The 25,484-nt window shown below is 37.2% G+C and carries 23 protein-coding genes, 8 tRNA genes, 2 rRNA genes and 1 other RNA gene (1 of these 34 running past the window's edge); 5 read left to right on the top strand and 29 right to left on the bottom strand.

The features are described from left to right. Nucleotides 1-21: 21 nt before the first annotated feature. The 9 genes from BLT48_RS10090 to BLT48_RS10050 form a co-directional block, all read right to left on the bottom strand. Nucleotides 22-1,452: an aminotransferase class I/II-fold pyridoxal phosphate-dependent enzyme gene (locus BLT48_RS10090; protein WP_089977701.1), complete on the bottom strand. Its 1,431-nt coding sequence runs from the start codon at nucleotides 1,450-1,452 to the stop codon at nucleotides 22-24. A 23-nt stretch (nucleotides 1,453-1,475) separates the two neighbouring features. Then, entirely contained in the window at nucleotides 1,476-1,715 is a 240-nt protein-coding gene (locus tag BLT48_RS10085; protein WP_035021222.1) for a YaaL family protein, read from the bottom strand. A gap of 28 nt (nucleotides 1,716-1,743) precedes the next feature. Continuing rightward, nucleotides 1,744-2,340, bottom strand: a complete 597-nt coding sequence (gene recR / locus BLT48_RS10080) for a recombination mediator RecR (protein WP_013709925.1) — start codon at nucleotides 2,338-2,340, stop codon at nucleotides 1,744-1,746. 100 nt (nucleotides 2,341-2,440) lie between these two features. Further along, entirely contained in the window at nucleotides 2,441-2,752 is a 312-nt protein-coding gene (locus BLT48_RS10075; RefSeq protein ID WP_013709924.1) for a YbaB/EbfC family nucleoid-associated protein, read from the bottom strand. Between the two features lie 29 nt (nucleotides 2,753-2,781). Next, nucleotides 2,782-4,599: a DNA polymerase III subunit gamma/tau gene (gene dnaX / locus BLT48_RS10070; RefSeq protein ID WP_089977698.1), complete on the bottom strand. Its 1,818-nt coding sequence runs from the start codon at nucleotides 4,597-4,599 to the stop codon at nucleotides 2,782-2,784. 196 nt (nucleotides 4,600-4,795) lie between these two features. Further along, nucleotides 4,796-4,882, bottom strand: an RNA gene (gene ffs / locus BLT48_RS10065) — signal recognition particle sRNA small type. Nucleotides 4,883-5,015: 133 nt separating this feature from the next. Next, nucleotides 5,016-5,240, bottom strand: a complete 225-nt coding sequence (locus BLT48_RS10060; RefSeq protein ID WP_035021218.1) for a hypothetical protein — start codon at nucleotides 5,238-5,240, stop codon at nucleotides 5,016-5,018. After that, complete coding sequence (locus BLT48_RS10055; RefSeq protein ID WP_176944113.1) at nucleotides 5,237-5,605, bottom strand: polysaccharide deacetylase family protein; 369 nt, start codon at nucleotides 5,603-5,605, stop codon at nucleotides 5,237-5,239. The genes BLT48_RS10060 and BLT48_RS10055 overlap by 4 nt, the downstream gene beginning before the upstream one ends. A 73-nt stretch (nucleotides 5,606-5,678) precedes the next feature. Next, nucleotides 5,679-5,912, bottom strand: coding sequence for a hypothetical protein (locus BLT48_RS10050; protein WP_035021216.1), 234 nt, complete (start codon nucleotides 5,910-5,912; stop codon nucleotides 5,679-5,681). 255 nt (nucleotides 5,913-6,167) lie between these two features. Between BLT48_RS10050 and alr the strand changes: the two genes are divergently transcribed. After that, nucleotides 6,168-7,340: an alanine racemase gene (alr, locus tag BLT48_RS10045; protein WP_089977695.1), complete on the top strand. Its 1,173-nt coding sequence runs from the start codon at nucleotides 6,168-6,170 to the stop codon at nucleotides 7,338-7,340. 119 nt (nucleotides 7,341-7,459) lie between these two features. On the opposite strand, the gene BLT48_RS10040 is transcribed toward alr, so the two are convergent. After that, a complete protein-coding gene (locus tag BLT48_RS10040) occupies nucleotides 7,460-9,418 on the bottom strand; it encodes an ABC transporter ATP-binding protein/permease (protein WP_089977692.1) in 1,959 nt (652 codons plus the stop codon). A 209-nt stretch (nucleotides 9,419-9,627) separates the two neighbouring features. Between BLT48_RS10040 and BLT48_RS10035 the strand changes: the two genes are divergently transcribed. Continuing rightward, entirely contained in the window at nucleotides 9,628-10,614 is a 987-nt protein-coding gene (locus BLT48_RS10035) for a biotin--[acetyl-CoA-carboxylase] ligase (RefSeq protein WP_035021208.1), read from the top strand. A 29-nt stretch (nucleotides 10,615-10,643) separates the two neighbouring features. After that, a complete protein-coding gene (locus tag BLT48_RS10030; protein ID WP_226776739.1) occupies nucleotides 10,644-11,174 on the top strand; it encodes a biotin transporter BioY in 531 nt (176 codons plus the stop codon). A gap of 94 nt (nucleotides 11,175-11,268) precedes the next feature. Here BLT48_RS10030 and BLT48_RS10025 read toward each other — a convergent pair whose 3' ends face one another. From BLT48_RS10025 to BLT48_RS10005, 5 genes are all read right to left on the bottom strand, one after another. Further along, nucleotides 11,269-11,478: a YwbE family protein gene (locus tag BLT48_RS10025; protein WP_035021206.1), complete on the bottom strand. Its 210-nt coding sequence runs from the start codon at nucleotides 11,476-11,478 to the stop codon at nucleotides 11,269-11,271. 92 nt (nucleotides 11,479-11,570) lie between these two features. Then, nucleotides 11,571-12,131, bottom strand: coding sequence for an anaerobic ribonucleoside-triphosphate reductase activating protein (gene nrdG, locus BLT48_RS10020; protein ID WP_081896465.1), 561 nt, complete (start codon nucleotides 12,129-12,131; stop codon nucleotides 11,571-11,573). A gap of 1 nt (nucleotide 12,132) precedes the next feature. Beyond that, nucleotides 12,133-14,334 (bottom strand): anaerobic ribonucleoside-triphosphate reductase, encoded by a 2,202-nt coding sequence (gene nrdD / locus BLT48_RS10015; protein ID WP_089977690.1) that lies wholly within the window; start codon nucleotides 14,332-14,334, stop codon nucleotides 12,133-12,135. A 159-nt stretch (nucleotides 14,335-14,493) separates the two neighbouring features. Beyond that, nucleotides 14,494-15,030 carry a methylated-DNA--[protein]-cysteine S-methyltransferase gene (locus tag BLT48_RS10010; RefSeq protein ID WP_035021199.1) on the bottom strand — a complete coding sequence of 179 codons (537 nt, stop codon included), beginning with the start codon at nucleotides 15,028-15,030 and terminating at the stop codon, nucleotides 14,494-14,496. 17 nt (nucleotides 15,031-15,047) lie between these two features. Further along, nucleotides 15,048-16,016 (bottom strand): tocopherol cyclase family protein, encoded by a 969-nt coding sequence (locus BLT48_RS10005; RefSeq protein ID WP_089977687.1) that lies wholly within the window; start codon nucleotides 16,014-16,016, stop codon nucleotides 15,048-15,050. A 624-nt stretch (nucleotides 16,017-16,640) separates the two neighbouring features. Here BLT48_RS10005 and proC point away from each other — a divergent pair. Continuing rightward, nucleotides 16,641-17,453 (top strand): pyrroline-5-carboxylate reductase, encoded by an 813-nt coding sequence (proC, locus tag BLT48_RS10000; protein ID WP_089977683.1) that lies wholly within the window; start codon nucleotides 16,641-16,643, stop codon nucleotides 17,451-17,453. 34 nt (nucleotides 17,454-17,487) lie between these two features. Here proC and tadA read toward each other — a convergent pair whose 3' ends face one another. After that, a complete protein-coding gene (gene tadA / locus BLT48_RS09995) occupies nucleotides 17,488-18,012 on the bottom strand; it encodes a tRNA adenosine(34) deaminase TadA (protein WP_089977679.1) in 525 nt (174 codons plus the stop codon). 123 nt (nucleotides 18,013-18,135) lie between these two features. Here tadA and BLT48_RS09990 point away from each other — a divergent pair, with 123 nt between their 5' ends. Continuing rightward, a complete protein-coding gene (locus BLT48_RS09990) occupies nucleotides 18,136-18,999 on the top strand; it encodes a helix-turn-helix domain-containing protein (RefSeq protein ID WP_089977676.1) in 864 nt (287 codons plus the stop codon). Nucleotides 19,000-19,067: 68 nt separating this feature from the next. Here BLT48_RS09990 and BLT48_RS09985 read toward each other — a convergent pair whose 3' ends face one another. From BLT48_RS09985 to BLT48_RS09925, 13 genes are all read right to left on the bottom strand, one after another. Beyond that, nucleotides 19,068-19,451 carry a hypothetical protein gene (locus BLT48_RS09985; RefSeq protein ID WP_035021187.1) on the bottom strand — a complete coding sequence of 128 codons (384 nt, stop codon included), beginning with the start codon at nucleotides 19,449-19,451 and terminating at the stop codon, nucleotides 19,068-19,070. Nucleotides 19,452-19,578: 127 nt separating this feature from the next. Next, entirely contained in the window at nucleotides 19,579-22,071 is a 2,493-nt protein-coding gene (locus BLT48_RS09980; protein ID WP_035021186.1) for an ATP-dependent Clp protease ATP-binding subunit, read from the bottom strand. Between the two features lie 24 nt (nucleotides 22,072-22,095). After that, nucleotides 22,096-22,557: a CtsR family transcriptional regulator gene (locus BLT48_RS09975; RefSeq protein WP_089977673.1), complete on the bottom strand. Its 462-nt coding sequence runs from the start codon at nucleotides 22,555-22,557 to the stop codon at nucleotides 22,096-22,098. 375 nt (nucleotides 22,558-22,932) lie between these two features. Continuing rightward, nucleotides 22,933-23,006 (bottom strand) — tRNA-Pro (locus BLT48_RS09970). Between the two features lie 30 nt (nucleotides 23,007-23,036). Beyond that, nucleotides 23,037-23,110 (bottom strand) — tRNA-Arg (locus BLT48_RS09965). 3 nt (nucleotides 23,111-23,113) lie between these two features. Beyond that, a tRNA-Leu gene (locus BLT48_RS09960) sits at nucleotides 23,114-23,202 on the bottom strand. A 50-nt stretch (nucleotides 23,203-23,252) separates the two neighbouring features. After that, nucleotides 23,253-23,324 (bottom strand) — tRNA-Gly (locus BLT48_RS09955). A 7-nt stretch (nucleotides 23,325-23,331) separates the two neighbouring features. Beyond that, nucleotides 23,332-23,404, bottom strand: a tRNA-Thr gene (locus BLT48_RS09950). A 35-nt stretch (nucleotides 23,405-23,439) separates the two neighbouring features. After that, a tRNA-Leu gene (locus BLT48_RS09945) sits at nucleotides 23,440-23,524 on the bottom strand. 41 nt (nucleotides 23,525-23,565) lie between these two features. Continuing rightward, a tRNA-Lys gene (locus BLT48_RS09940) sits at nucleotides 23,566-23,638 on the bottom strand. A gap of 1 nt (nucleotide 23,639) precedes the next feature. Then, nucleotides 23,640-23,715, bottom strand: a tRNA-Val gene (locus BLT48_RS09935). Nucleotides 23,716-23,742: 27 nt separating this feature from the next. Next, a 5S ribosomal RNA gene (gene rrf, locus BLT48_RS09930) occupies nucleotides 23,743-23,858 on the bottom strand. Between the two features lie 90 nt (nucleotides 23,859-23,948). Further along, a 23S ribosomal RNA gene (locus BLT48_RS09925) occupies nucleotides 23,949-25,484 on the bottom strand; it runs 1,385 nt beyond the window's last position.

The raw sequence follows: 25,484 nt of genomic DNA, 5'->3' as shown, positions 1-25,484 counted from the left end.
TCTTTATTGTTCACCATAGAATCAGTCATTTTCAGAAAAAACAGTGAGTTCCATTTTATTTCCGAGTCCAACCACTCTCATTGACTGCTTGATAAAATGGTTCAGTTGTCTGATCTGCTCAATTGTAATTCTTTCCCCTTTTAAGACAAAGGGGATGCCTGGTGGATAGGGCGTTATATTTTGTGCAGCAATTTGCCCTTCAGCATCCACTAAAAGAACACGCTTCATCCTACTGCTCGCTTGACTCTCATAACTCAAGTCTAGTTCCGTATAAGAAGCTATTGGGAATTCAATTTTTTTGTTTTCGATTTCACTAATTTTTGAGTGTTGCGGTAATTGGATAGAAAAAGGCTCTCTTACTTCGGTCGTTTGCTTTAATAATGGAAAGGTTAGCAAAACTGTAAACTGGTCTACCTTTTCACTATAAACACCTTGTTTTTCTAGTTGTGCCGCTAGCACTTCACCACTATGATTTTCCCAAGATACCCTTAGTTTCAGCGGGTCACTACTCTGAAAAATTTTTAGACCAGCCTTTTCAAATTGAATTTTCCACAAATCACGATATGCTAAAGTAGCTCTCAAGTCATTTTCATTAAAAAAGGCTAGAAAATAGCGGGCGTATTCTAAGGAGAGCATCATTGGATAAGATGGACTGCTCGATTGAAACACATGCAAATAGTGTTCAATTTTGTATTTTATATGAGAGGGTACATGATGTCCAAGATGTAGATAAGCTGTTTGTGTAAGAGAAGGCAGCATCTTATGTGCCGATTGTACCACTACATCTGCTCCTAAATCTAATGCTGATGCAGGAAATGGTTCTCCTAGCGTAAAGTGCGGCCCATGAGCTTCATCTACTAAAACGAAGCACTTTCTTTTTTTTGCATAGGCAACTAACTCTTCAAGAGGATAAACCATTCCATCATATGTAGGATAAGTAATGATCAATGCTGTTACAGATGGATAGTGTGTAAAAGCTTCTTCCAGCAATGCTAAAGTAATTCCTAGAGGCGTTGTATCTGAGTCTGTCAGTTCAGGTGTTAAAAAAATAGGACGCAATTCTGCTAATTCTAATGCATGAATAACGGATTGATGGCAGTTTCGATCAACAAATACTTGATCTCCCTTAGTTGTTGACCCCATAATCATTGCTAAATTACCTACAGTCGAGCCATTAATCAAATAATAACTTTTCTTGCTGCCATACAGTTTACCTAATAAATCTTGACTTTCTTTTAAAGCACCAACCGGTTCATGCAAATAGTCCAATTCTGAAACTTCCGTTTGGTCAAAAGAAAGCATTGTATGAAAAGAAGTTAGGTGTTCATCCCAGTTCACACCGTTTTTGTGTCCAGGTACATGGAATGAAACCTTTTCCCTCTTTCTATGTTGACTTAAAACTTCAAATAGAGGGCGATGATGCTGTTCTTCATCATTAGTTTTCTTACTCATCCTCGCTCCTCCTTATTTTTTGTTTACTTAAAGAATTCTAAAGTAGACGTGTCACCTTTAATGTTCCTTTTTTTTGCTTCTTTGAATAAATAAAAATACTTCGCTTTAGCTAATTTGGTTTGGGCAAACAGTAAACTGTCTTTTTCAATAACGGAATGCTCAATTCTTTTAGAGTACTCCCATTTTCCTTTTGTTTCCGTCATCAATTTTAGCAAGGCTGCATCGTACTCTCTTCGTAATGCGTATTTTTTCTTAAATAGCATTTTTTTAAGCCTCCTTCCTAAATCCTGTCTAAAGTTCTCTACGCCCTTCCACTGCTTTCAGCAATGTGATCTCATCGGCATACTCGATGTCACTTCCTACAGAAAGCCCATGAGCCAATCGGGTTACTTTAATTCCAGCTGGTTTGATCAACCTTGATAGATACATCGCTGTAGCTTCGCCTTCAGCAGATGCATTCGTTGCAATAATCACTTCATTTATTTCATCAGACTGCAACCTCTTGATTAAACTTGGTATATTGATATCTTCTGGACCGGTTCCTTCTATCGGAGAAAGAACACCATGTAACACATGGTATAGTCCGTGATATTCACGCATTTTTTCTAATGCCATAACATCTTTTGGATCTTCTACAACTAAAACGGTACTTCTATCACGTGATTTATCTTGGCATATTTGACAGGGATCATCTTCAGTAATCTGGCCGCAATTGGAACAATAATGCAAATCTCTTTTCGCACTGATCAATGATTTAGCAAAATCTGTTACATCTTCTTCACGCATATCAATCGTAAAAAAGGCTAATCGCGCAGCTGTTTTAGCTCCAATTCCAGGTAATTTCATGTAACTGTCCATTAATTTTGATATCGGTTCTGGATATTGCATAGTCATTTCCTTTCTTAATCCTTAGGCGGACATTATAGGATTCAAAAAACGGGACCCACAAGGAATCCCATTTTGATCATTATCTGTTTGGTTCATTAGTTTAAAGTCCTGGAATCCCTTTAGTGTATTTCCCCATAGTAGCTTGTGTTTCTACTTCTACTTTTTCTAAAGCATCATTTGTTGCTAATATAATCAAATCTTGCAACATTTCAATATCTTCAGGATCCACTGCTTCAGGTTTAATAGAGATATCTTTCATTTTCTTTTCTCCTGTTAACGTTACTGTGACTAAGTCCCCATTAGATGTTCCCATAAATTCTTTTGCATTTAAATCTTCTTGAGCTTTCGCCATATCTTTTTGCATTTTTTGCATTTGTTTCATCATACCTTGCATATTTCCCATTCCGCGCATTGTATTCTTCCTCTCAATTGGTTATTTTTTTAATCATTTTTCACTTCAACTATTTCTTCTCCAAATAACTGCATAGCTTCCGTAACAATCGTTTCTTCCTCATCAGGCTCAGGCAAGGCCGACTCTAAGCTATTCAAATTCTCTTGCTCAAAATCTGAGGCCGTTTGGTTAGACTTTTTAGTAGCAGAAGAATCGACTTTTTCAGCTGGACGATTCTTCAACAACTCTTTATTTTGCTTTAAGAATTGTTCTCGAATAACGGGCCATTGTTCTGATGGAACACAGATCATCTGTGGAGAATAGCCCACTAACCGTCTTAAATCTTCTCTCACGGCTTCAAGCAATTCATTATCATTAGTGGCCTTTTGACACAAAATATCATATTCAAATGAAACAATCAAGCCATTAGGACTCGCTGCAACTGGTGTAGAAGCTTTCATTATGGCTCTTTGAGTGACAGATAGCATATTTAATAAATCAGGCCAAATATCAATCAACTGTGCTAAATTTCCCTTTGTGGCTTCACTCAATACTTTGTAGATAATTGTTGTATTTGTTTTAAATTGATTATTTCCAGGTTTGGCAGTCGCTTTAGGCGCTTTCTTTGCTGGTTGAGGCGTATTGCCATTCTTAGCCAGTTCTTTAAGTTGTTTCCTCATTTGACTGAGTTCTTTTTCCATATCTATCATTTTTTGCTGCTCATCTTGCCCGAGTTCATTGCCATTTGTTTTTTCAACTGACACATTGTTTGATACTTGAATATCCGTTAATTGGGTCAATTTTACAGTAGCAACTTCTAAATAAACTTCTGCATGGTTCGTAAACCGTATCTCTTGTTGAGTATCATTTAAAAGTTCAATCACTTTATACAGCTGTTGAGCTGTAATCGTTTGACTTAGGCTTTTAAATCCTTCATCAACATTTGCGCCTTCCAGTAAATCAGTCATCTGAGGAGCTTGTTGATAAACCAACAAATCTCGACTAAATAGAATCAAATCCTCTACAAAACGACTGGCATCTTTTCCTTCTGCTAAGATACTCTGCAAAAGAGACAATCCTTTTTCCGTATTGTGTTGAATAATAGAATCGAAATAATCTAAAACTAATTCTTGCGTCAAACTTCCAGTCACACTCATTGCATTTTCAACGGTCACTGAATCGTCTCCATATGAGATAGCTTGGTCTAGTATACTCAATGCATCTCGCATGCCACCCTCAGCAGCTCTAGCAATGACGGTTAACGCCTCTTCTTGGTAATCTATTTTTTCTTGGCCTAAGATATAAGCCATGCGTTCGCAACTATCTCGAACACTGATCCGTTTGAAATCAAAACGCTGTGTTCGAGAAATAATAGTTAATGGAATTTTATGAGGCTCTGTTGTAGCTAATATAAAAATAACATTTTTAGGCGGTTCTTCTAGTGTTTTTAATAACGCATTGAAAGCTCCAGTAGTTAACATATGGACTTCATCAATAATATAAACCTTATATTCTGCACTAGTGGGAGCGTATTTAGCTTTATCCCGAATATCTCGAATTTCTTCTACTCCATTGTTGCTGGCCGCATCAATCTCAATCACATCATTTAGCTGACCTTGTGTAATAGACTGACACATGTCACACTCATTACAAGGTTCGCCATCTTTTAAGTTGGGGCAATTGATTGCTTTAGCAAAAATTTTTGCTGCACTCGTTTTTCCTGTTCCGCGTGGCCCAGTAAAGAGATAAGCATGGCTTGTTTTCTCTTGGGCTAAAGCATTTCTTAACGTTTGTGTAATCGCTTTTTGCCCAGCAATATCTTGAAATCGTTGTGGACGCCATACTCGATAAAGTGCTTGATAACTCATGCATTTCTCCCTTTCTTGAACCGTTTATTATTACTCTTTATTATACGTTATTTGAAGGGAAATTTAAACAGCTAGACAGTGACTCTTTTTTGTTTCATTGATCATTTGTCTATTGTATTGCCTTTCCCTTAAACCATCATCGCAAACAAACAAAAAAACCATTGATTAGATAATCAACGGTTTCTTTGTTTGTTCTATGTACATACGGCACATGATGAAACATCCTTAGTGCTGCTTCCTTCCGGATCTGACACGATTCGAAAGTTCATCATTGCCATACGGCCTTGCGGCATTTCTTATTATAAAGGAATATCAAACGAAAAGCCAGTGTTTTTTTAATTTAGCAAGCTCCATTTTCAAAACCTGCTGAGTTCTTTATCTCCACTCAAATCAAATACGATTCTGAATTGATTAAATCATGACTTAATTACTCCCAATTCGTTCGTATTTTCTTTTGCTAATATCCTTGGAATAGCCGATTCTGCTGGTAAGGCGCCTAATCTAAACAGCGCATTTGAACTTTCTGAAGAACTTGTTTCACTCTTTTGAACTGCTTCATTACCATTTGAACAAGCCGCAAGTACTAACGCGGCTACCCATAATAGTATCAGTACTATGAGTAGTCTAACCAACTTTTTCATTTTCTCGCTCCTTGTTCTACAATTTTTTTAAATGTTTCTACTGTACAACCAAGAATAACAGTATCCCGGTGCAGTTCGAGTACTGGTGTACTTAATGTATCCACACCCCGAACCGTCGTAAACGCATAATTTATACCAGCTTCAGCTAACCGTTCTATCTCCTTAGGTACATAAATGCCAAATGAATACGCAAATACATCTGGGCAAGACACATACTCTCCACACTCTGCTAAATCTTTTTTCAATTCTTGTAGAGAAGTCACCTGCTTTTTGCTCGTTCCATCAAGGTATCGCTTATGAAGATTCGTTGTGTGATTAGTCAATTCGACTACATCTAACATCTCTTCCAATTCTTGCTTGCTCATAACCTTAGAGATGGTAGATCTGCCTTTTTCTTTACGCTAGTGTAAAAGAGAATTTCTTTACTCTTTTTATCTTCTATACATTCTTCTTTTCGTTTTGAATTTTTAAAGCCGCTTTAATTTCTAAATATAAAGTAATCGCATCATAATTATCTGCATTGTATTTCTCTATTTCACCTGTTCGGATTTCAAAAATTTGATCCATTTGACTCAAAATGGCTGTTAATAATTCGTCTTTTTTGCTTTGATCTAGTTTTGTCGATTTAAGAATAGCTAAATAGTTTTTCCGAAAATCTTGTATATTCCCCATGTAATTCACCCTATCTTTGACCAGTGATAATAGAACACCTTTATGTATTACTTTATTAACCTATATTGCACATTTCCCACACTAGTATACCATGTATTTTGCGTATACTTTTTTTATTTTAGTCAGCAATAGAGCTTTTAAATAAATTACTCTTTTTCTTGAAATTGTCTTAAATTTATTTTTTAAAGTACATTAATCTAATGTTAAGTGGTATCATTATAAAAAACGTACTAGATACTTTTAGGAAGTGAACGAATGAAAATAGGAAGCTCTAGAGAGACTTGGGTTGAGATATCTCTTGATAACGTAGAAACCAATATAAAAAATTTCAAAAAAATCCTCTCATCAGATACAGCTTTGATGGCTGTTGTAAAAGCTGACGGATATGGGCATGGAGCAAAAGAAGTTGCTGAAACGGCTATTAAATCCGGGGCAACTTATTTGGCTGTAGCTTTTCTAGATGAAGCAGTGGTTTTACGAAAGGCCGGATTCTCCACTCCGATTCTAATCCTTGGTTACACGAGTTTAGATATTGAAACCATAGAAAAAGCAATCGACTATGATCTTACATTAACAATATACTCTAAAGAAGCTATTGAAAGTATTCAAGAGTTAGCTGAGCAAAAGAAAAAAGTTTGTCGCATTCATTTGAAAATTGATAGTGGGATGAACCGGATTGGCGTACGAACTGCAGAAGAAGCATTGCAAGTTGTAGCATCCATTACTTCAAATTATGTGCTTTTGGAAGGTATTTTCACTCATTTTGCTGATGCTGACGCTATTGAATCTACCTTTGTTCACGAACAGTTTGACCACTTCATGCATGTTGCTTCTAAAATCCAAGAAGCAGGATATACAGTTCCAATAAAACATTGCTGCAATACCGCAGCAACCATTGCTTTTCCTGAAATGCACCTAGATATGGTTCGAATCGGCATCGGGCTTTATGGATTGTATCCAGAGCAACACTTACAAGATCACATTGAATTGAAACCCGCGATGACTTTTAAAACGAAGCCGATTTTAATCAAAAGAGTGTCAGCCGGACAAAGTGTCAGTTATGGACGAACCTATACCACAACAACGGATTCAATTATTGCAACTATTCCTGTAGGCTATGCAGATGGTTTTTCAAGAGCCTTATCAAATAATGGAAATGTCACGCTAAACGGGCATAAAGCACCTATTGTCGGACGAGTGTGCATGGATCAGTCAATGGTAGATCTTACTGAAATTGATCCAGTCTATTTTGATAACGAAATCGTTCTTTTTGGAGATCCTAAAGATAACTGCATTTCAATTGGCGAAGTCGCTGCACAAATGAATACAATTCATTATGAAGTTGCTTGTTTAATTGGCAAAAGAGTGCCTAGAGTATACCTCAATCACAATAAGAAAACAGCTATTGCTGGTTTGATTCACTATTAGCTAGCTATAAAAATAAAAAGCCTAGTGCATACTGTTGATTCACAGTATGCACTAGGCTTTATTTGGTGGTTTTATACCAGCGTAGGGCTGATTATTCTATTTCTTTTACCACTGTCATCTTAGTCTCTTCTTAGTGACTCTACCGGATCTAATTTGGCTGCTTTTGCTGCAGGCATTAAACCGGCTACCATACTGATGAAAATACTCAGCACAATACCAGACACAGCATACATTGGTGTCAAATCAATGATATCAATTTCGAAGTAGTTTGTACTTACAGCGTTAGCAGCTAGTGATAATCCCCAAGCAATGCCAACTCCAAACAGTCCGCTAAATAAACCAATTAAGAATGATTCAGATACAAAAATGCGGCGAATGTCTTTTTTACGCCCTCCAATTGCTTTGATGACCCCAATTTCTTTTGTACGTTCAACTACACTGATATAAAGAACAGTTAAAATCATAATAGCTGATACAATTAACGAGATACCAGCAACTCCTGCTAGTACATACGTGAAAATATCCAACATTTGACTAAACGTATCAGCCAATGCTTCTGTTGTTGAACCCTTATAGTTTAAATCCTCAACTTCAGCTTTGATAGACTCTGTATTAGCTGCATTATCTGAAACAAGGTAAACGATATTAGGATCTAGTTCGCCACCAGCTTCTTCTACAAATGATTTTAAATCTTCATAGGTCAAATATACCGCGTCTAATCCTCCTTCAGAACCATAAATACCGCTGACAGTCATGGTTAGATCAAGGGACTCTTCATTAACAATTGTTTCTACCTGAATATCCTGTCCTACAAGATCTTCGCCTAAAGTATCCGCCATGTTTTGAGTGATCACAACTTCGCCGTCTTTAGGCAATGATCCTTCTATAATATCTGCACTAGTAATCATGGAAGAAACAGTTGTTACACTCATAAATTGAGCAGTGTTTTCATCAAACGTTGCTTTGTTTGTTCCAATAGAAAAATTGGTAAAGCCCTCTTCAACAGCCTCTACATGATTAATTCCAGCTAGTTCTTCAATATTTTCAGTTTCAAATGATGCTGCGCTAGATAACCCTAACATAGGATTTTGATCTTGTATTTCATTTATATCTGTCTGATTTCCTGTTTCTTCATCTGGCATATGAACTTCACTAACTAACGGATTCACTTGACTATTCATGGTGTCCGTTAAATAGGCGTTTACTCCGCTACCTAGAGAAAGCATCAAAATAACACTCATGATTCCGATACTTCCACCTAGTGCTATCAAAATATTACGAGATAACTTTTCTTTCATGTTTAGCAATGCTAATTTCATTGCTCCAAACAAACTCAAATTCTTATTACGGTTTGGTTTGCTCGTTTTGTATTTATTGTCTGTAACAGTTAGGGTATTTTTTACTTGATCATTGATTACTCGTCCATCGTCAATCGTCACAACTCGACTAGAATAAGCTGCTACTCTTTCAGAATGGGTTACCATAATGACAAGTTTTCCATTTTCGGCAATTTCTTTGATCATTTCTAAAACTTGTTCCGTTGTTTCTGAATCCAATGCTCCAGTTGGTTCATCTGCAATAATAATATCTGGATCATTCACTAACGCACGAGCAATAGCTACACGTTGTTTCTGTCCTCCAGATATCGCATCAGGTTTTTTGTATAATTGATCTTGCAGGCCTACAGCGCTTAAAATTTCCTTGGCTCTTTTTTCGCGGTCTGCCTTCGATACGTTCGACAGCGTCATTGCTAAAGTTACATTGTCTAGAACCGACAAATGTGAGATCAGATTAAAACTTTGAAATACAAATCCGACTTTTTCTTTATGGTACTGTACTAAATTTTTTTCAGAATACTCGCCGATGTTGTCTCCATCAACAACAATTTCTCCTTGAAAATCAGAATCTAATCCGCCGATTACATTCATCAGTGTCGATTTTCCACTACCTGATTCTCCAATGATGGAAACCAATTCCCCTTTTTCAAAAGACAAATTAACATCCTTCAATGCTTGAAATGTTTCTCCACCACTAATTTTATAGGACTTATTCACGTGTTTTAATTCCATTACAGGCATTTTTATTCTCCTTTAATTCTTGTATGTTTTATTTTTTGTAGAATGTTCTAATATTACTACTTTTGTAACGTTTAAACAAGCATTACTCCTCCTTTTTACATCCTAAATGAAATAAATAATTCCAACTACCCTTCCCATTGTTACCTTTTTAATTATTTTAAGTTGACAATTGGTTTTTAACCCCTTATACTAAAAAAAGAGGTGAACTGATGTCTACAAAATTACGCATTCTTTCTTTATTAGAAGAACAAAAAGGAAACAGCATTTCTGGACAATCCTTAGCAAATAGCTTGGGTCTATCAAGGACTTCTATTTGGAAAGGTATCAAAGCTTTGCAAGAAGAAGGGTATATTATTGAAGCGGTCACAAATAAAGGCTACCAACTTTCTTTAAAATCAGATATTATTTCTACTGATGCGATTCAATCTTATTTACAACCTACATTACAACATTTTCCAATCTACCCGTTTAAAACAATTGATTCTACAAATAGTGAAGCTCGAAAACTTGCCATGCTGGATTCTACACATCAAGGACTTGTTGTATCTGAAGAACAAACAAACGGACGAGGACGACTAGGTAAATCATTTTATTCGCCTAATCAAACTGGAGTATACTTGAGTTTTTTTCTAAAACCTAATTTAAATATGGCCGATGCTGCTCTTGTTACTACGGCAGCGGCTGTGGCTGTTTGCTTAGCTATTGAAAAAATAACCACTAAACAACCCCAAATTAAATGGGTAAACGATATCTATCTTGATGAAACAAAAATATGTGGGATTTTAACAGAAGCTGTCTCCGATTTCGAAAGTGGAAAAGTAGAGACATTGATTGTTGGTATAGGGATAAATGTTAAAGAACCTTCCACTGGTTTCCCAGATGAGTTGACTACTATTGCAGGATCCCTTCTTTCTTCTGCAGAAACAGAACATTTTGACCGAAACCTTTTAGTGGCTGAAATTATGAATCATTTCTATGACATTTACCAAACTATTGAAGATCGTTCTTTTCTGGATGAATATAAAAAGCGATGTTTTGTGATCGGCAAAAAGATAACATTTAAAGAACGCAAACAAGAATTTGAAGCTATTCCAATTGATATTGATTCCCAAGGAGGGCTAGTAATCCAAATGGCTGATGGCCATCAACGGACGTTGTCTTACGGAGAGATTGTTATGAAAAAACCATTCCACTAATTTATTGGTGCAATTAAAAGGAGACTCATATGTCAAAATTAACTATACGAGAAATAACTTTTTGCAGTCTTATGGCAGCATTAACTTATATTAGCAGCTTTATCAGTTTACCTTTAGGGCCAGTCCCGTTTACATTGCAAACTCTATTTGTCTTGTTAACAGGTCTGATTTTACCAAAACGAGCAGCTGTTACAGCACAAGTATTGCATTTATTTTTAATCTTGATCTTTAAAGGATTTCAATCCTTTTTAAGTCCTAGTTTTGGATTTGTACTTGGTTTTATTATTGGAGCTTATGTGATGGCTTGGTTTTTAGAAAGCAGAGGATTTACAACAAAATCTGCTATAGGAGCTCTCCTCATTGGTTCAAGTATTTTTTATTTGTTTGGCTTACCTTATATGGCTCTTATTGTAAGAGGTTATCTTCATTTGACAATGAGCACGAGTCTTATTTTAAAAACCGGATTTTTATTATTTATTCCAGGAGATATCCTTAAGGCTGTTTTCGCTTTTCTTATTGGTTCACGTTTGCAGCCTTTTGTGCGCCGACTGCCCAACTAATTGGAAACAATAAGACAGTTTAAGTAACTATTACATAAACTAAAAAGGGTACCAAGAATGTCTTCACATTCTCTTGGTACCCTTTTCAGCTTGTTTATTTAGTCTCATCTGTTACTATTTTTTGCACGCGACCAACTTGGTCTCCTTCTTTCAACATCACTTTAATGCCATGTGGATGCTGAGCACTATTTGTTAAAATACGTTTCACATGTCCTCTAGTTAGTTTATTCGTGCGCTGATCCTTTTTTAAAACAATATCGACTAATCCATCAATTTTAATATTCGCTCTTGATTTTCCATCCATTGCTATCCGCTCCTTTAACTAGTTGTAGTGTAGCACATTCTCTTCATTTCATGCTACTTCTCCCCAAGATAAAGGATATCTCGCTTCTCTATTCAAATAAACTGATTTTCCCATAAAATAACTTCATTCTGTTTCAATGATGCTTGTACATCAATAATGCGCTGATTTGAACTTCCTCTAAACTGTAAGGTCAAATCTTTTTTTGCCAATTCAAAACGTCCATCTACCACAACATCTAGCAAAGAAAGCAATTCTATCTTGTCGTCAGATTCTTGCATCAATTCTTGCCAAGTATATCCTGTCCATGACCAGATATCTTTTGTTTCACCATATTCTGAACGAATTCTTTTGGCTAGTGGAACAGCTACTTGAGTATTTAAAAATGGCTCTCCACCTAAAAGCGTTAAACCTTGGACGTAAGGTTGTCGTAAATCTTCTATAATGATATCTTCCAGTTCTGTTGTATACTCAAACCCGTATGCAAAATTTTGAGCGATTTTGTTGTAACATCCTTTACATGCAAACAAACATCCACTCATATACAAACTGCATCTCACACCTTCTCCATCAACAAAGTTAAACGGTTTATAGTCTGCGATTCGGCTTTGGCTGTAGTCCTTAGCCAGCCACTCTTTTGGTTTAGGATTTCTCATATTATTTCTCTTCCTCATTATTCGGTATATGTTTCACACGAGCTAAGATTTCTTTATGTCTTCCGTGAACCATTGGTCTAGCTTGAGGATTACCTAGATAGCCACAGGTTCTTTTTACAACGTCACACGTTTCTGGATTTGTATTGCCGCATTCAGGACATTTAAATCCTCGTTCAGTTGGATCAAAATCGCCATCAAATCCACAATCGTAACAATGATCAATTGGCGTATTGGTTCCTAGGTATCCAATACGATCATATGCGTAATCCCAAACGGCTTCCAACGCTTTTGGATTCTGTTGCATATTTGGGTACTCACAATAGTGAATGAACCCGCCAGAAGTAAATTCTGGATAATCTTTTTCAAATTCAATTTTTTCGAATGGTGTTGGTTTTTTGCGAACATCATAATGAAAACTATTTGTATAATATTCTTTATCTGTAACATTCTCTATTATGCCAAACTTTTTCGTATCCAAGCGACAAAAGCGATCGGTTAAACTCTCACTTGGAGTTGAATACACACTAAAATGGTAGCCTTGTTCTTCTCCCCACTTATCTGCGTTCTGTTTCATTTTTTTGAGGATCATTAAAGTAAATGTTTTAGCTTCTTCATTCTTTTCCCAATTGGGCCCAAAAAATACCGTTGCTGTTTCGTATAATCCGATATACCCTAAAGATACCGTAGCACGTTTGTCTTTAAACAAGTCATCGACCTGAGCATCTTTTTTGAGTCGCTTTCCAAAAGCTCCATGCTGATATAAAATGGGTGCATTTTCAGGTGTAGCTTCTTTTGTCCGTTGAACACGATAAACTAGTGCATCACGACAAACCAGTAGTCGTTCATTCAATATCTCCCAAAACAAATCTACATTCCCATTAGACTCCAAGGCTATACGCGGTAAATTCATGGTAACCACACCTAAATTCATTCTCCCAGAGTTCACTTCATTTCCTTCTGTATCTATCCATCCTTGTAAAAAAGAGCGACACCCCATTGGAGCTTTAAAACTACCCGTTAAGGCGACAATTTTATCGTACATCAAGACATCAGGATACATTCTTTTCGTTGAACAAGTTAAAGCTAATTTTTTCAGATCGTAATTCTTATCTTCCGGATTTAAATTAACCCCTCGTTGAAGCGAAAACACCAGCTTTGGGAAAATAGCGGTTCTTTTTTCTTTGCCTAACCCATTAATGCGCACAAGTAAGATGGAACGCTGAATTTCTCTTTCAAACCAATCTGTTCCTAGGCCAAATCCTAATGTTGTAAAAGGTGTTTGACCTTGAGATGAATAAAGCGTATTGATTTCATATTCTAAGCTTTGCATTGCATCATAAATATCTTTTTTTGTTTTGTCTTTTGCATACTGCTGCTGTTTTTCTTCACCAATAATCCATTCTTTAGCTGTTTCTAAATGTTTCTGATAATTTAAACGGCTGTATGGAGCCAACACTTCATCAATTCGGTCGGCACTACATCCGCCATATTGACTAGAAGCTACGTTAGCAATAATTTGAGCCATTTGAGCTGCAGCTGTTTGGATGGAACGAGGACTTTCTACATCTGCATTTCCAATTTTAAATCCATCATTGAACATACTTTTAAAATCAATCAGACAACAGTTTGTCATTGGGGAATAGGGTTGGTAATCTAAGTCATGATAATGAATATCTCCTTTTTGATGAGCATTAGCTACATGATTTGGTAATAGTTTAAGGCCAATAGATTTAGCAACCACCCCAGCTGTTAGATCTCTTTGCGTATTAAAGATATTGCTGTCTTTATTCGCATTTTCATTAACTAGAGTTTGTTCTTTGCGCAATAGATGGTGTATAGCGTAATTGATATCCGTTGACTGACTTCTTTCCAAATCACGACGAGACCGATAAAGTAGATAAGCTTCTGCTAAATCATGTTCGTGAGCCTCTAATAAAGTATGTTCTACGATACTTTGAATTTCATAGATCTTGATATCTGCTGAAAACCGTTTTGTAATTTCCTCTTTTACTTTTGTGACAATTCCATTTAATACTTGCACCGTTTCTTTATCTGTCTCTTTTTCTAATGACTGATGTGCTTTCAACAACGCCAAAAAGATTTTTTCTTCCTTAAATTCAACTTCACGGCCATCTCTTTTCAACACTTTAAGCCCCGTTTTGTTCAACGTTTCACAAATATTCACACTCTTTTCATAACTCATACGTTTACACCCTCTTCTTTCCACTAAATACTACATATAGTATTTTTAAAAAATATACTCTACATATAGTATATACGTAACTTGCAATTTCGTCCATTCTTTTCATGGATCGAAAAAAAAGAATCATACATTGAAAATTGCATGATTCCATAGTTTAGATTAGTTCATAGTGGGCCTACTTAAAGCAGTTTTTTCTAGCATCAATAATTTTTCTTTCATCTCTACTGTTCCTCGGTACCCAGATAATTTCCCATTTTTGTGAATCACTCGATGACAAGGAACGACAATCAACAATGGATTTCTTCCTATTGCTGTTCCTACAGCTCGATAAGAACCCGGCTGTCCAATTTGAGCAGCGATTTCTCCATATGATTTTGTTTCGCCATATGGGATGCCTTTTAAAGCTCTCCATACTTTTTGTTGAAAAAGCGTTCCATCAACATCTATCGGAAAAGTAAACGTGGTTCTAGATTCCGTAAAATATTCCATGAGTTGATGATGATATATCTCTAGTTTTATGTCATCTTCAATTAAAATGGCCTTTGGGAATATTCTTGCGATTCCTAATTCCAGTTCACTCAAGGGTTCGTTTAAAGATCCTACAAAACACAGTCCATTTTCAGTTGCAGCTAAAGAAAGCGTTCCTAGTTCATAATTAAAAAAATGATAAAAGATTTTCTTTTTGTCGCTTGTCATTTTTCCATCCCTTTCGTTTAAGGTTCTACTATTTCTATACCTGCTAATTTACTAAAATCTTGGTACACGGTTTGACTTTTCTTATCCTTCAGAAAAATTTCAACTTCGCCAGATAAGCCTTCTTTTATCACTTTAGTCATAATGCCCTCTTTTGGAGCAATCAATTCACCAGCAGTTGTGATAGTGCCTTTGATAGTTAGTTCAGCTTCTTTATTTTCAAGAAAAATAGTTATTGTGTCACTTTTTTGATCTTTTATTGAAATTTTACTGTTATTGTATGTTGCAAATCGGTACTCTTTATCCTTTACTACTAGAGCACAGATAAATCCTTTAAATGTTATCACATGAAATGGAATATGTGCTACTGAAAAAAAGAGACTAGTACTTGGATTTTTAAAATGATTGGATTGTATCCATGTGTATTCCTTTGGAAAAGAAGTACCCCAGTCTTTTTCAATGTAGCCTTTCCCCATCGTAAAATCAATTTTTTGATTATTTATATTCAAAAAACCTTTTAAAGTATGATTCATACTGATTACACCATGGTAGCACTCCATTTTTGGAATATAGGCAAACCCACCCATAATGGAAGGGGAAAACACAGTCCTTTTTATGTCTTGAAAATCATTTAATGTTAATTTTCCTTGGATAGTTACCTGTTCATCCTTGAGTTGGATCGACACAAACGATTCTGTGAATGTATTATCTCCAATTTGAACTGAAAATGGTTTGTGTTGGTAGTTAAATTCATCTAAACGGTACCGAATATACCCTGTTTTTGTAACTAGCTCATTTTGTTCACTTAACGTTACATAGATATATTGGATAAAACTATGCTCATCACCTTTAACTAAACTCACTCCTGGAATAAAACTGATACTGACTTTTTCGTCTATTGAAACTTGTTTATAGTACCAGCCCTCAAAATAGTTCTTTTTGGTTAACGTGCCTTGAAAAAGAATTGGATTGCGTATCTTGTCAAACATCAGCTAACCCCCTACTTCTGCTTCTATACCTGTATATTATCATACTATTAACTACTAATAAAATTCTACTTAGCTATTGTAAGGGATAGATAAAAAGGCTTTATGCTTCTTAGTGTTGATAGCTTAGTTAAATTAATGGCCGAAATTTTTGGAGGAATAAGATTTGCTTGTAGCCATGCATTGAATTCAATGCGAATTACAAAGCGTTGGCGCTTCATTGGGAGTGTGACTAAAAGCGTTTAGACCTGAATCTTCTAACGCATACCTTATCTCTAAGCGACTGAAGCCGCAAGAGCTAGGGCAACTGGAGCGAATAAGCGCAGTATGGTCAACGACCATCGATTATTACATAGAAGCACTGTAGGCTTGTGCCTAAGTGTATCATGTCTGTACGTAGCTAAAGCAACTACAGCCATGACAAAGTGGACGTCAGGACTGCTCTTTGAAACACGTTCTAGAATAGAGCAGCTTGAGACGATTCCATGGCTCTCCACAAGCAACCCCGTCTATTCCAGAAGAAATTTTATTTTCTTCTATCAACACCATTTGACGAAGATACGATAAAACAATTTCTCTATCTATGGTAAAATATACAATGAAAATGAAAATGGAGGAGTGTTGACTATGAAAGTAGGATTCATTGGTATTGGAAATATGGCTGGTGCCATTATTAAAGGAATGATACAAAATGGACATACCTCGAATCAAGATATTTATGTACACAATACAACTCCAGAAAAATTAACGCAGTTTACTGGTGAAACTGGAACACAAGCTTGTTCATCGAATAAAGAATTAGCAGCAAAAGTTGATGTGTTAGTACTTGCAGCTAAACCTAATGTTTTTCCATCTATTTTAGCAGACATAAAAGAGGAAATTGCTGCTCATCAACCAGTAGTGGTTTCTATTGCTGCTGGAACCACACTTCAAAAGCTATCCGACTTATTGAATGAAGGCCATCAAACGCCTATCATACGAGCAATGCCAAACCTAAACTCACAAGTTGGTGAAGGGATGACTGCCCTTTGTGGAAATGACTATACTACTCCGGAACAGTTAGCATTCGTTTTAAATATGTTCCAAGCGATTGGCGAAACAATTGTATTACCTGAAAAGGACTTTAGTACCTTCACAGCGATTGCTGGGAGTTCACCCGCATTTGTCTTTTTATTTATCGATTCATTAGCAAGAGCCGCTGTAAAAAATGGAATGTCTAAAGACGTAGCAACTAAAATTGCTGCTCAAGCTGTTCTTGGAAGTGGAAAATTAGTATTAGACAGTAAAGAAACACCATGGAATTTGATTGACCAGGTTTCTTCTCCTGGTGGAACAACCGTTGAAGGGATTCTAACCTTAGAAGATACTGGTTTTATATCTGCTATCACTAAAGCGACTCAAGCAGTCATTACAAAAGATCAAGATATGATGCAACAGTAAACTCATTTAACACAAAACAGACGGTAACCTTGTATTATACTTGGTTACCGTCTGTTTTGTTTTGTTTAGCTTTTCTTTGTAACTTTTCTTCTTTTTTACGCTTTCTTAATTCTCTGAAAAAGTTGCTTAGCAATTCGCCGCATTCTTGTTCTAAAAGACCTGATTCAATTTGAACTTGATGATTAAACCGTTCATCCGTCAGTAAATTCATCAATGTGCCCGCTGTACCACCTTTAGGATCACTAGCTCCATAATAAAGCTCTTTTACACGAGATAATATCATTGCGCCACTACACATAGGACAAGGTTCCAATGTCACGAATAACTGAGTTTCTTCCAATCGCCAATTCCCTAAATTTCGATTGGCTTCTTGAATAGCTAACATTTCAGCGTGTGTCGTTGCATCATTCGATTCTTCTCTTCTATTGTGTCCACGACCAATGATTTTTCCATTTAATACAACGACTGCACCAATGGGAACTTCTAATTTTTCTTTGGCTTTGTAAGCTTCTTTAATCGCTTCTTGCATAAAATACGCTTTATCTTCTGTGGTTAACATCTTCCCATTCCTTTACCTGTTCTTTTCTTTATCATAGCATAATTTATCTACAAACTTATGAAAAAAATGATAGAATAGCACTATAGACTAATTGTAATGGTTTTCATTTAAAGGAGTGCTTTTATGAATTTTAATCAGTTTAAATCTATTTACCCGTCTGCCTTTTTAACCGATGACACAAAAAATGATCCGAATTATTTAACGTTTCCTTACGATAATCAATGGATTCACTTTGATAAAAAACAATTAACCTCTTCAGAAATAAAATTACTTTACCTTGTCTTTAACAAAACGGTTTCTAACGAAAATACAGGTAATCCGCAATCAAAATGGTCGGACTTTTTATTAGATGATCAGCTGCACTTGCCTGTCGAAACCGGAGTTTATCGAATTATTCAATTTGATATTAATAAAAAAGATACACGATTTGATAAGAAACTATGGCTAAGTTCTTTTAAAAGCTTTTTTAAAGATGTACAAGAGGCTTTTTTTATTAATGATCACTACGGGCTATTGATCCACCGTTATTCAGATTATTCAATCACCCAAGACGAAACAATTGGGATTTTACAAACCTTAGATGATGATTTTTCTACTAAAACTAGTGGCTATATCGGGCAACATTGGCCCATTTCTATAGACTTCAAACGTTTTTTTAAAGAAGAACAAGCGATATTTTTTAATCAACTGAAAGGAAACAAACAAATCTTTTCATTACCTGATGTTGCTCTTAGTTATTATGCTTCAGATGCTCTCTCAAAAAGTTCTATTATCCAACACTTAAAAAAAGACCTGATCTCACATCCAGAGACTAAAGAATTGATCACCGCCATATGGTTAAACCAAGGAAATATTAGCTTGGCAGCAAAATATCTTTTTATCCATCGAAATACTTTGCAATACCGGTTAGATCGTTTCTATGAAGAATCCGGTTTTTCATTAAAAAATAGAAATGATTTACTTCTTTGTTACTTATTAACAATCTAAAAAGAAGACTTTTGCGTAAAGCCATAACTTTACGCAAGAGTCTTCTTTTTTATGAATGAAAATTTAGTTTATTTTTTTAATTTATGTTTTAAATCTTTTTTATGGTGTTTAAGTTCATGTTTCCAATCCTGTTTTTTTTCCATGAAAGCATCTCTAAAATCACTAGTCGTGTCTTTGAAATGATCTCCATAAGAGCTTACGCTACCTCTTAAATCTGAAACCTTGTCTACGACACTCAATAAGTTTGCTACTTCCATATCTGATAAGTCATCTACAACAGTCATTGCTTTTTCGTTTCCTTTTAATTTTTCTTTTACAAAGTATCTTGCTCTTTTACGATTGATTTTAGACTCGATTTTTTCCATTGCCATGTTTGAAGAAGAAACAATAATTGCTCCCACTGCAACGACTGTTCCAACTCCTATTAATAAAGCTTTCGTTGAATTTTTCATGAATAGCCACTTTCCTTTCGTCATTTCTTTATTTTCATCATAGCAGAAAGAAAATTAAAACACGAATAAAAACATCTACTATCTTTAAGAGATAGCAGATGTTTTTATTTTCTTGTTAACAATCGAATTATACGTTCTCACTGGTAGCCAACAATTTTTCGTTTGCTTTTTTTGGATCTTTTACTGTAATCCGAATCGTTCCTTTTGAAGCACCTATTGTGACTTGATCACCAATTTTAACTCGGCCGCTCAATAACTCTTCACTCAATCGATCTTCTACTTCTTTCTGAAGTGCACGACGAATTGGACGTGCTCCATACTCAGGATCATACCCAGCTTTAGCAATCACATCAATAGCCGCTTGAGTGATTTTGACTTCAATATCCATATCTTTCAATCGTTTAATAATGGTATGTGCCATTAATTTAACAATTTGAGTTAAATCTTCTTTTTCTAGAGAATGGAAAACAATCGAATCATCAATCCGATTGATAAACTCAGGTTTAAACGTTTTTTTCAATTCTTCCATGATTCGTTTTTCCATAGCTGAATGGTCTTTTTTATTGCTTGCTGTACCAAACCCAACAGCTTTTTCATCTCTTAATGCTGTTGCGCCTAAATTAGATGTCATAATCATTACCGTATTTTTGAAATCAACTTTTCGTCCTTTAGCATCTGTTAAATGACCATCATCCAAGACTTGTAATAGAATATTAAATACATCCGGATGAGCTTTTTCAACTTCATCAAATAGAATAACGGAATAAGGTTTTTGACGAATTTTCTCAGTTAATTGACCACCTTCATCATAACCTACATATCCGGGAGGTGAACCAATTAAACGACTCGTACTATATTTTTCCATAAACTCAGACATATCTACTCGAACTAGAGCTTCTTCATTTCCAAACATAGCTTCCGCAAGTGCCTTAGCCAATTCTGTTTTACCGACACCTGTAGGTCCTAAGAACATAAATGACCCAATAGGACGGTTTGGATCTTTCAAACCACTTCTAGATCGTCTAATCGCTCTAGAAACTGAACCCACAGCTTGCTCTTGTCCAATTACACGTTTATGCAACACTTTTTCTAAATTCATCAAACGGTCTGATTCTTTTTGTTCCATTTGATGAATTGGAATACCTGTCCATAAAGCGACAACTTCCGCAATATCTCTTTCCGTTACTTGTAAAGAATTTGAAGCAGCTTTTCCTTCTTGTTTTTGAATGAAACTTTCAATCTTTTTACGCTGCTTCATTTCTTTTGAACGAATTTTTGCTGCTTTTTCAAAATCTTGTAATTGAATAGCTTCTTCTTTTTCTTGTATTAAAGCTTCTAAATCTGTAACTGCAGCTGCAACTGGCGAAGGTTTACTCGATACATCTAATCGTACTTTCGAAGCTGATTCATCTATCAAATCAATGGCTTTATCTGGTAGTTGTCTTGATGTAATATAACGCGATGAGTACTTAACAGCAGCATGTACTGCCTCATCTGTAATTTCAACGCCATGATGTTCTTCATAACGAGAACGTAAGCCTAACAATATCTCTTCAGCTTCTTCTTCTGAAGGAGCATCCACATGAATGGGTGCAAACCGTCTTTCTAGAGCTGCATCTTTTTCAATATACTTTTGGTATTCATCTAAAGTTGTTGCCCCAATCGTTTGCAACTCGCCACGAGCTAATGCAGGTTTCAAAATATTAGATGCATCGATTGCACCTTCTGCTCCACCAGCACCAATTAAAGTATGCAACTCATCTATAAATAAGACAACTTCGCCATCTTGATAAATCTCATCAATCACTTTTTTCATTCGTTCTTCAAACTCACCACGATATTTTGTGCCTGCTACCAATGAACCCATATCTAACATCATTAACCGCTTATTGGCTAATGCAGCGGGAACTTCTCCATCAATAATCTTTTGCGCTAAACCTTCTGCAATCGCTGTTTTACCAACACCCGGTTCCCCAACTAAAACAGGATTGTTTTTTGTTCGGCGGCTTAAAACTTGGATAATACGTTGGATTTCCTTGTGACGACCAACAACTGGATCCAGCTTCCCTTCTCTTGCGACTGCTGTTAGATCACGAGCTAGTGAGTCCAAAGTAGGTGTACCGGCGACTTGTTTAGCAGTTGGCTTGGCTTTTCTTCCTTTACCATTTGTTACATCACTCAAACCGATTTTTTTCAATACGATTTGACGAGCTTTATTTAGATTAATGTCTAAGTTGTTTAAAATCTTAGAGGATAAAATATCTTCTTCACGCAATAATCCTAACAATAAATGTTCTGTGCCAACAAGGTCTGAGCCCATACGCCTTGCTTCATCTGTTGCAAACGTAATAGCTTGTTTGGCTCTTGGCGAATAAGGAAGAATCGCATTTTTAGAAAGATACTTCATCGTTCCATAACCAGTAAAGTGTTCAATTTCTTCACGAATATCCATTTCAGTAACAGAAAATTGTCTCAACGTTTTTCCTGCGATACCATTTTGCTCCATAATCAATCCTAAAAGAATGTGCTCAGTTCCTACAGAATGGTGACGAAATCCTTTTGCTTCTTCTTGCGCCATGATTAAAACCATTCTTGCTTTTTCAGAAAATAATTCATCCATTCATTTCGCCTCCGTTTTTATACTTTACTCATATTTTAAATTGTTTAAAAAAGCTATTAGTAATCTAGCTCTTAATTCATTTTCATCTGCTCCGCTAGAATTCAGGAGTGACTTTTCCATTACTGCTAACATGATATTTGCCTCTCGCTTAATCAACATTTCAGATTCAAATAATCTTTCTATAATAGAATATGCATTCTTTTGAGAAATTTTTTTTCCAATAATATCGATCATCATATCCAGCATTTCAGCTTCATCTAACAATTTCACTTTAATGATTCTTATATACCCGCCGCCACCACGTTTACTTTCAACTAAATAGCCTTGTTGTACCGTAAAGCGAGTATTTATCACATAATTTATTTGAGAAGGAACACAATTAAAGCGATCTGCCATTTCACTCCGCCTAATTTCGACTTGTTCATCTTGGCCTAAAACTTTTTTTAAATAAGCTTCAATGATATCCGACATGTTTTGATTGTGCATGGGGTACTTGTTACTAAAACATGTTAATGTATGGTAAGAATTTTAGCTCTAATTACTCTACATTGCAATGGTGTTTTTTTAGTAACACTCCTTTTCTTTTAGTCCTAACACTAGACGTATTATTTAGCTTACCCTTAAAATTGCTAAAAGCAAATTAAACTAATAGTGGAGGATGCTGCCAGTTAGCTTCTGGAGCATTCTTGACTAATACTGACTTTTATTATACGAGAAATAAGAAGATTTGAAAAGCATCTCTACTCACTTTCTCCTAATTCTGCTTGTAAATCCCCTCTGTTCACAATCATACTCATATAAAAAATAGACAAAAAAAGATAATTTCTCTAATATTAGAGAAATTATCTTTTTAAATATTTATCGGGAAGACAGGATTCGAACCTGCGACCCCTTGGTCCCAAACCAAGTGCTCTACCAAGCTGAGCTACTTCCCGTTACTGAGTTGTTCTTTTTTTCAAAAGAAATGCACCCAAGAGGACTTGAACCTCTAACCCCTTGATTCGTAGTCAAGTACTCTATCCAATTGAGCTATGGGTGCAAATGGTGCCGAGGGCCGGAATCGAACCGGCACGGTGATCACTCACCGCAGGATTTTAAGTCCTGTGCGTCTACCTGTTCCGCCACCCCGGCATTAGAACAGCTTTTCATTCTTACAAATGACCTCACTAGTTGAACTAGTAAGCGAAAGACGGGATTCGAACCCGCGACCCCCACCTTGGCAAGGTGATGTTCTACCACTGAACTACTTTCGCAAAAAAATGCCGGCTAAAGGAGTTGAACCCTCGACCCTCTGATTACAAATCAGATGCTCTACCAACTGAGCTAAGCCGGCTAAAGTGGTACTTCACTAATCATTCAACTAAAAAATGGTGCGGGTGAAGGGACTTGAACCCCCACGTCTCTCGACGCTAGATCCTAAATCTAGTGCGTCTGCCAATTCCGCCACACCCGCATAAAGTCTGGCATAACTAACCTTACTTGAATGATTAGTTATGAGTCATGCAGGATTCGAACCTGCGACCCTCTGATTAAAAGTCAGATGCTCTACCAACTGAGCTAATGACTCATGGTGGAGGTTGACGGGATCGAACCGCCGACCCTCTGCTTGTAAGGCAGATGCTCTCCCAGCTGAGCTAAACCTCCATGGGAAATAAAATTTTAATTGAATCTGCGTGGCAACGTCCTACTCTCACAAAGGGAAACCCTTCACTACCATCGGCGCTAAGAAGCTTAACTTCTGTGTTCGGCATGGGAACAGGTGTGACCTTCTTGCCCTCATCACCACACAATTTCAATCGAAAGTCCGTTGGACTCTCAAAACTGGATAAAGTCTAAAGTGTCTTTCGTTTGCTTACCTTCGTACACCGGGTATTGCTTTGGTTAAGTCCTCGACCGATTAGTATTGGTCCGCTCCGTATATCGCTATACTTCCACTTCCAACCTATCTACCTGATCATCTCTCAGGGGTCTTACTCACTTACGTGATGGGAAATCTCATCTTGAGGGGGGCTTCACGCTTAGATGCTTTCAGCGTTTATCCCGTCCACACATAGCTACCCAGCAATGCCCTTGGCAGAACAACTGGTACACCAGAGGTGTGTCCATCCCGGTCCTCTCGTACTAAGGACAGCTCCTCTCAAATTTCCTACGCCCGCGACGGATAGGGACCGAACTGTCTCACGACGTTCTGAACCCAGCTCGCGTACCGCTTTAATGGGCGAACAGCCCAACCCTTGGGACCGACTACAGCCCCAGGATGCGATGAGCCGACATCGAGGTGCCAAACCTCCCCGTCGATGTGGACTCTTGGGGGAGATAAGCCTGTTATCCCCAGGGTAGCTTTTATCCGTTGAGCGATGGCCCTTCCATGCGGAACCACCGGATCACTAAGCCCGACTTTCGTCCCTGCTCGACTTGTAGGTCTCGCAGTCAAGCTCCCTTATGCCTTTACACTCTGCGAATGATTTCCAACCATTCTGAGGGAACCTTTGGGCGCCTCCGTTACACTTTAGGAGGCGACCGCCCCAGTCAAACTGCCCGTCAGACACTGTCTCCCAGCCCGATAAGGGCTGTGGGTTAGAGTGGTCATACAGCAAGGGTAGTATCCCACCAACGCCTCCACCAAGACTGGCGTCCTGGCTTCAATGGCTCCTACCTATCCTGTACAAGCTGTACAAACACTCAATATCAAACTGCAGTAAAGCTCCATGGGGTCTTTCCGTCCTGTCGCGGGTAACCTGCATCTTCACAGGTACTATAATTTCACCGAGTCTCTCGTTGAGACAGTGCCCAGATCGTTACGCCTTTCGTGCGGGTCGGAACTTACCCGACAAGGAATTTCGCTACCTTAGGACCGTTATAGTTACGGCCGCCGTTTACTGGGGCTTCAATTCTGAGCTTCGCCCGAGAGCTAACCCATCCTCTTAACCTTCCAGCACCGGGCAGGCGTCAGCCCCTATACGTCATCTTACGATTTTGCAGAGACCTGTGTTTTTGATAAACAGTCGCCTGGGCCTATTCACTGCGGCTGACCAATTGGTCAGCACCCCTTCTCCCGAAGTTACGGGGTCATTTTGCCGAGTTCCTTAACGAGAGTTCTCTCGCACACCTTAGGATTCTCTCCTCGACTACCTGTGTCGGTTTGCGGTACGGGCAGTTGGTTTCTAACTAGAAGCTTTTCTTGACAGTGTGACATCGGGAACTTCGGTACTTAATTTCCCTCCCCATCACAACTTGTTCTTAAAGAAGCAAGCATTTGACTCACTTCAAAACTTGTTGCTTGGACGCGCATATCCAACAGCGCGTATTCCTTAGCCTACTGTGTCCCTCCATTGTTCAAACAAAACCAACTGGTACAGGAATCTCAACCTGTTGTCCATCGTCTACGCCATTCGGCCTCGACTTAGGTCCCG

The organism is Carnobacterium viridans, from assembly GCF_900102725.1.
GTDB lineage: Bacteria > Bacillota > Bacilli > Lactobacillales > Carnobacteriaceae > Carnobacterium_B > Carnobacterium_B viridans.
Note: the sequence above shows the minus strand (reverse complement) of the source record. Positions and strands in the feature narration are given on the sequence as shown.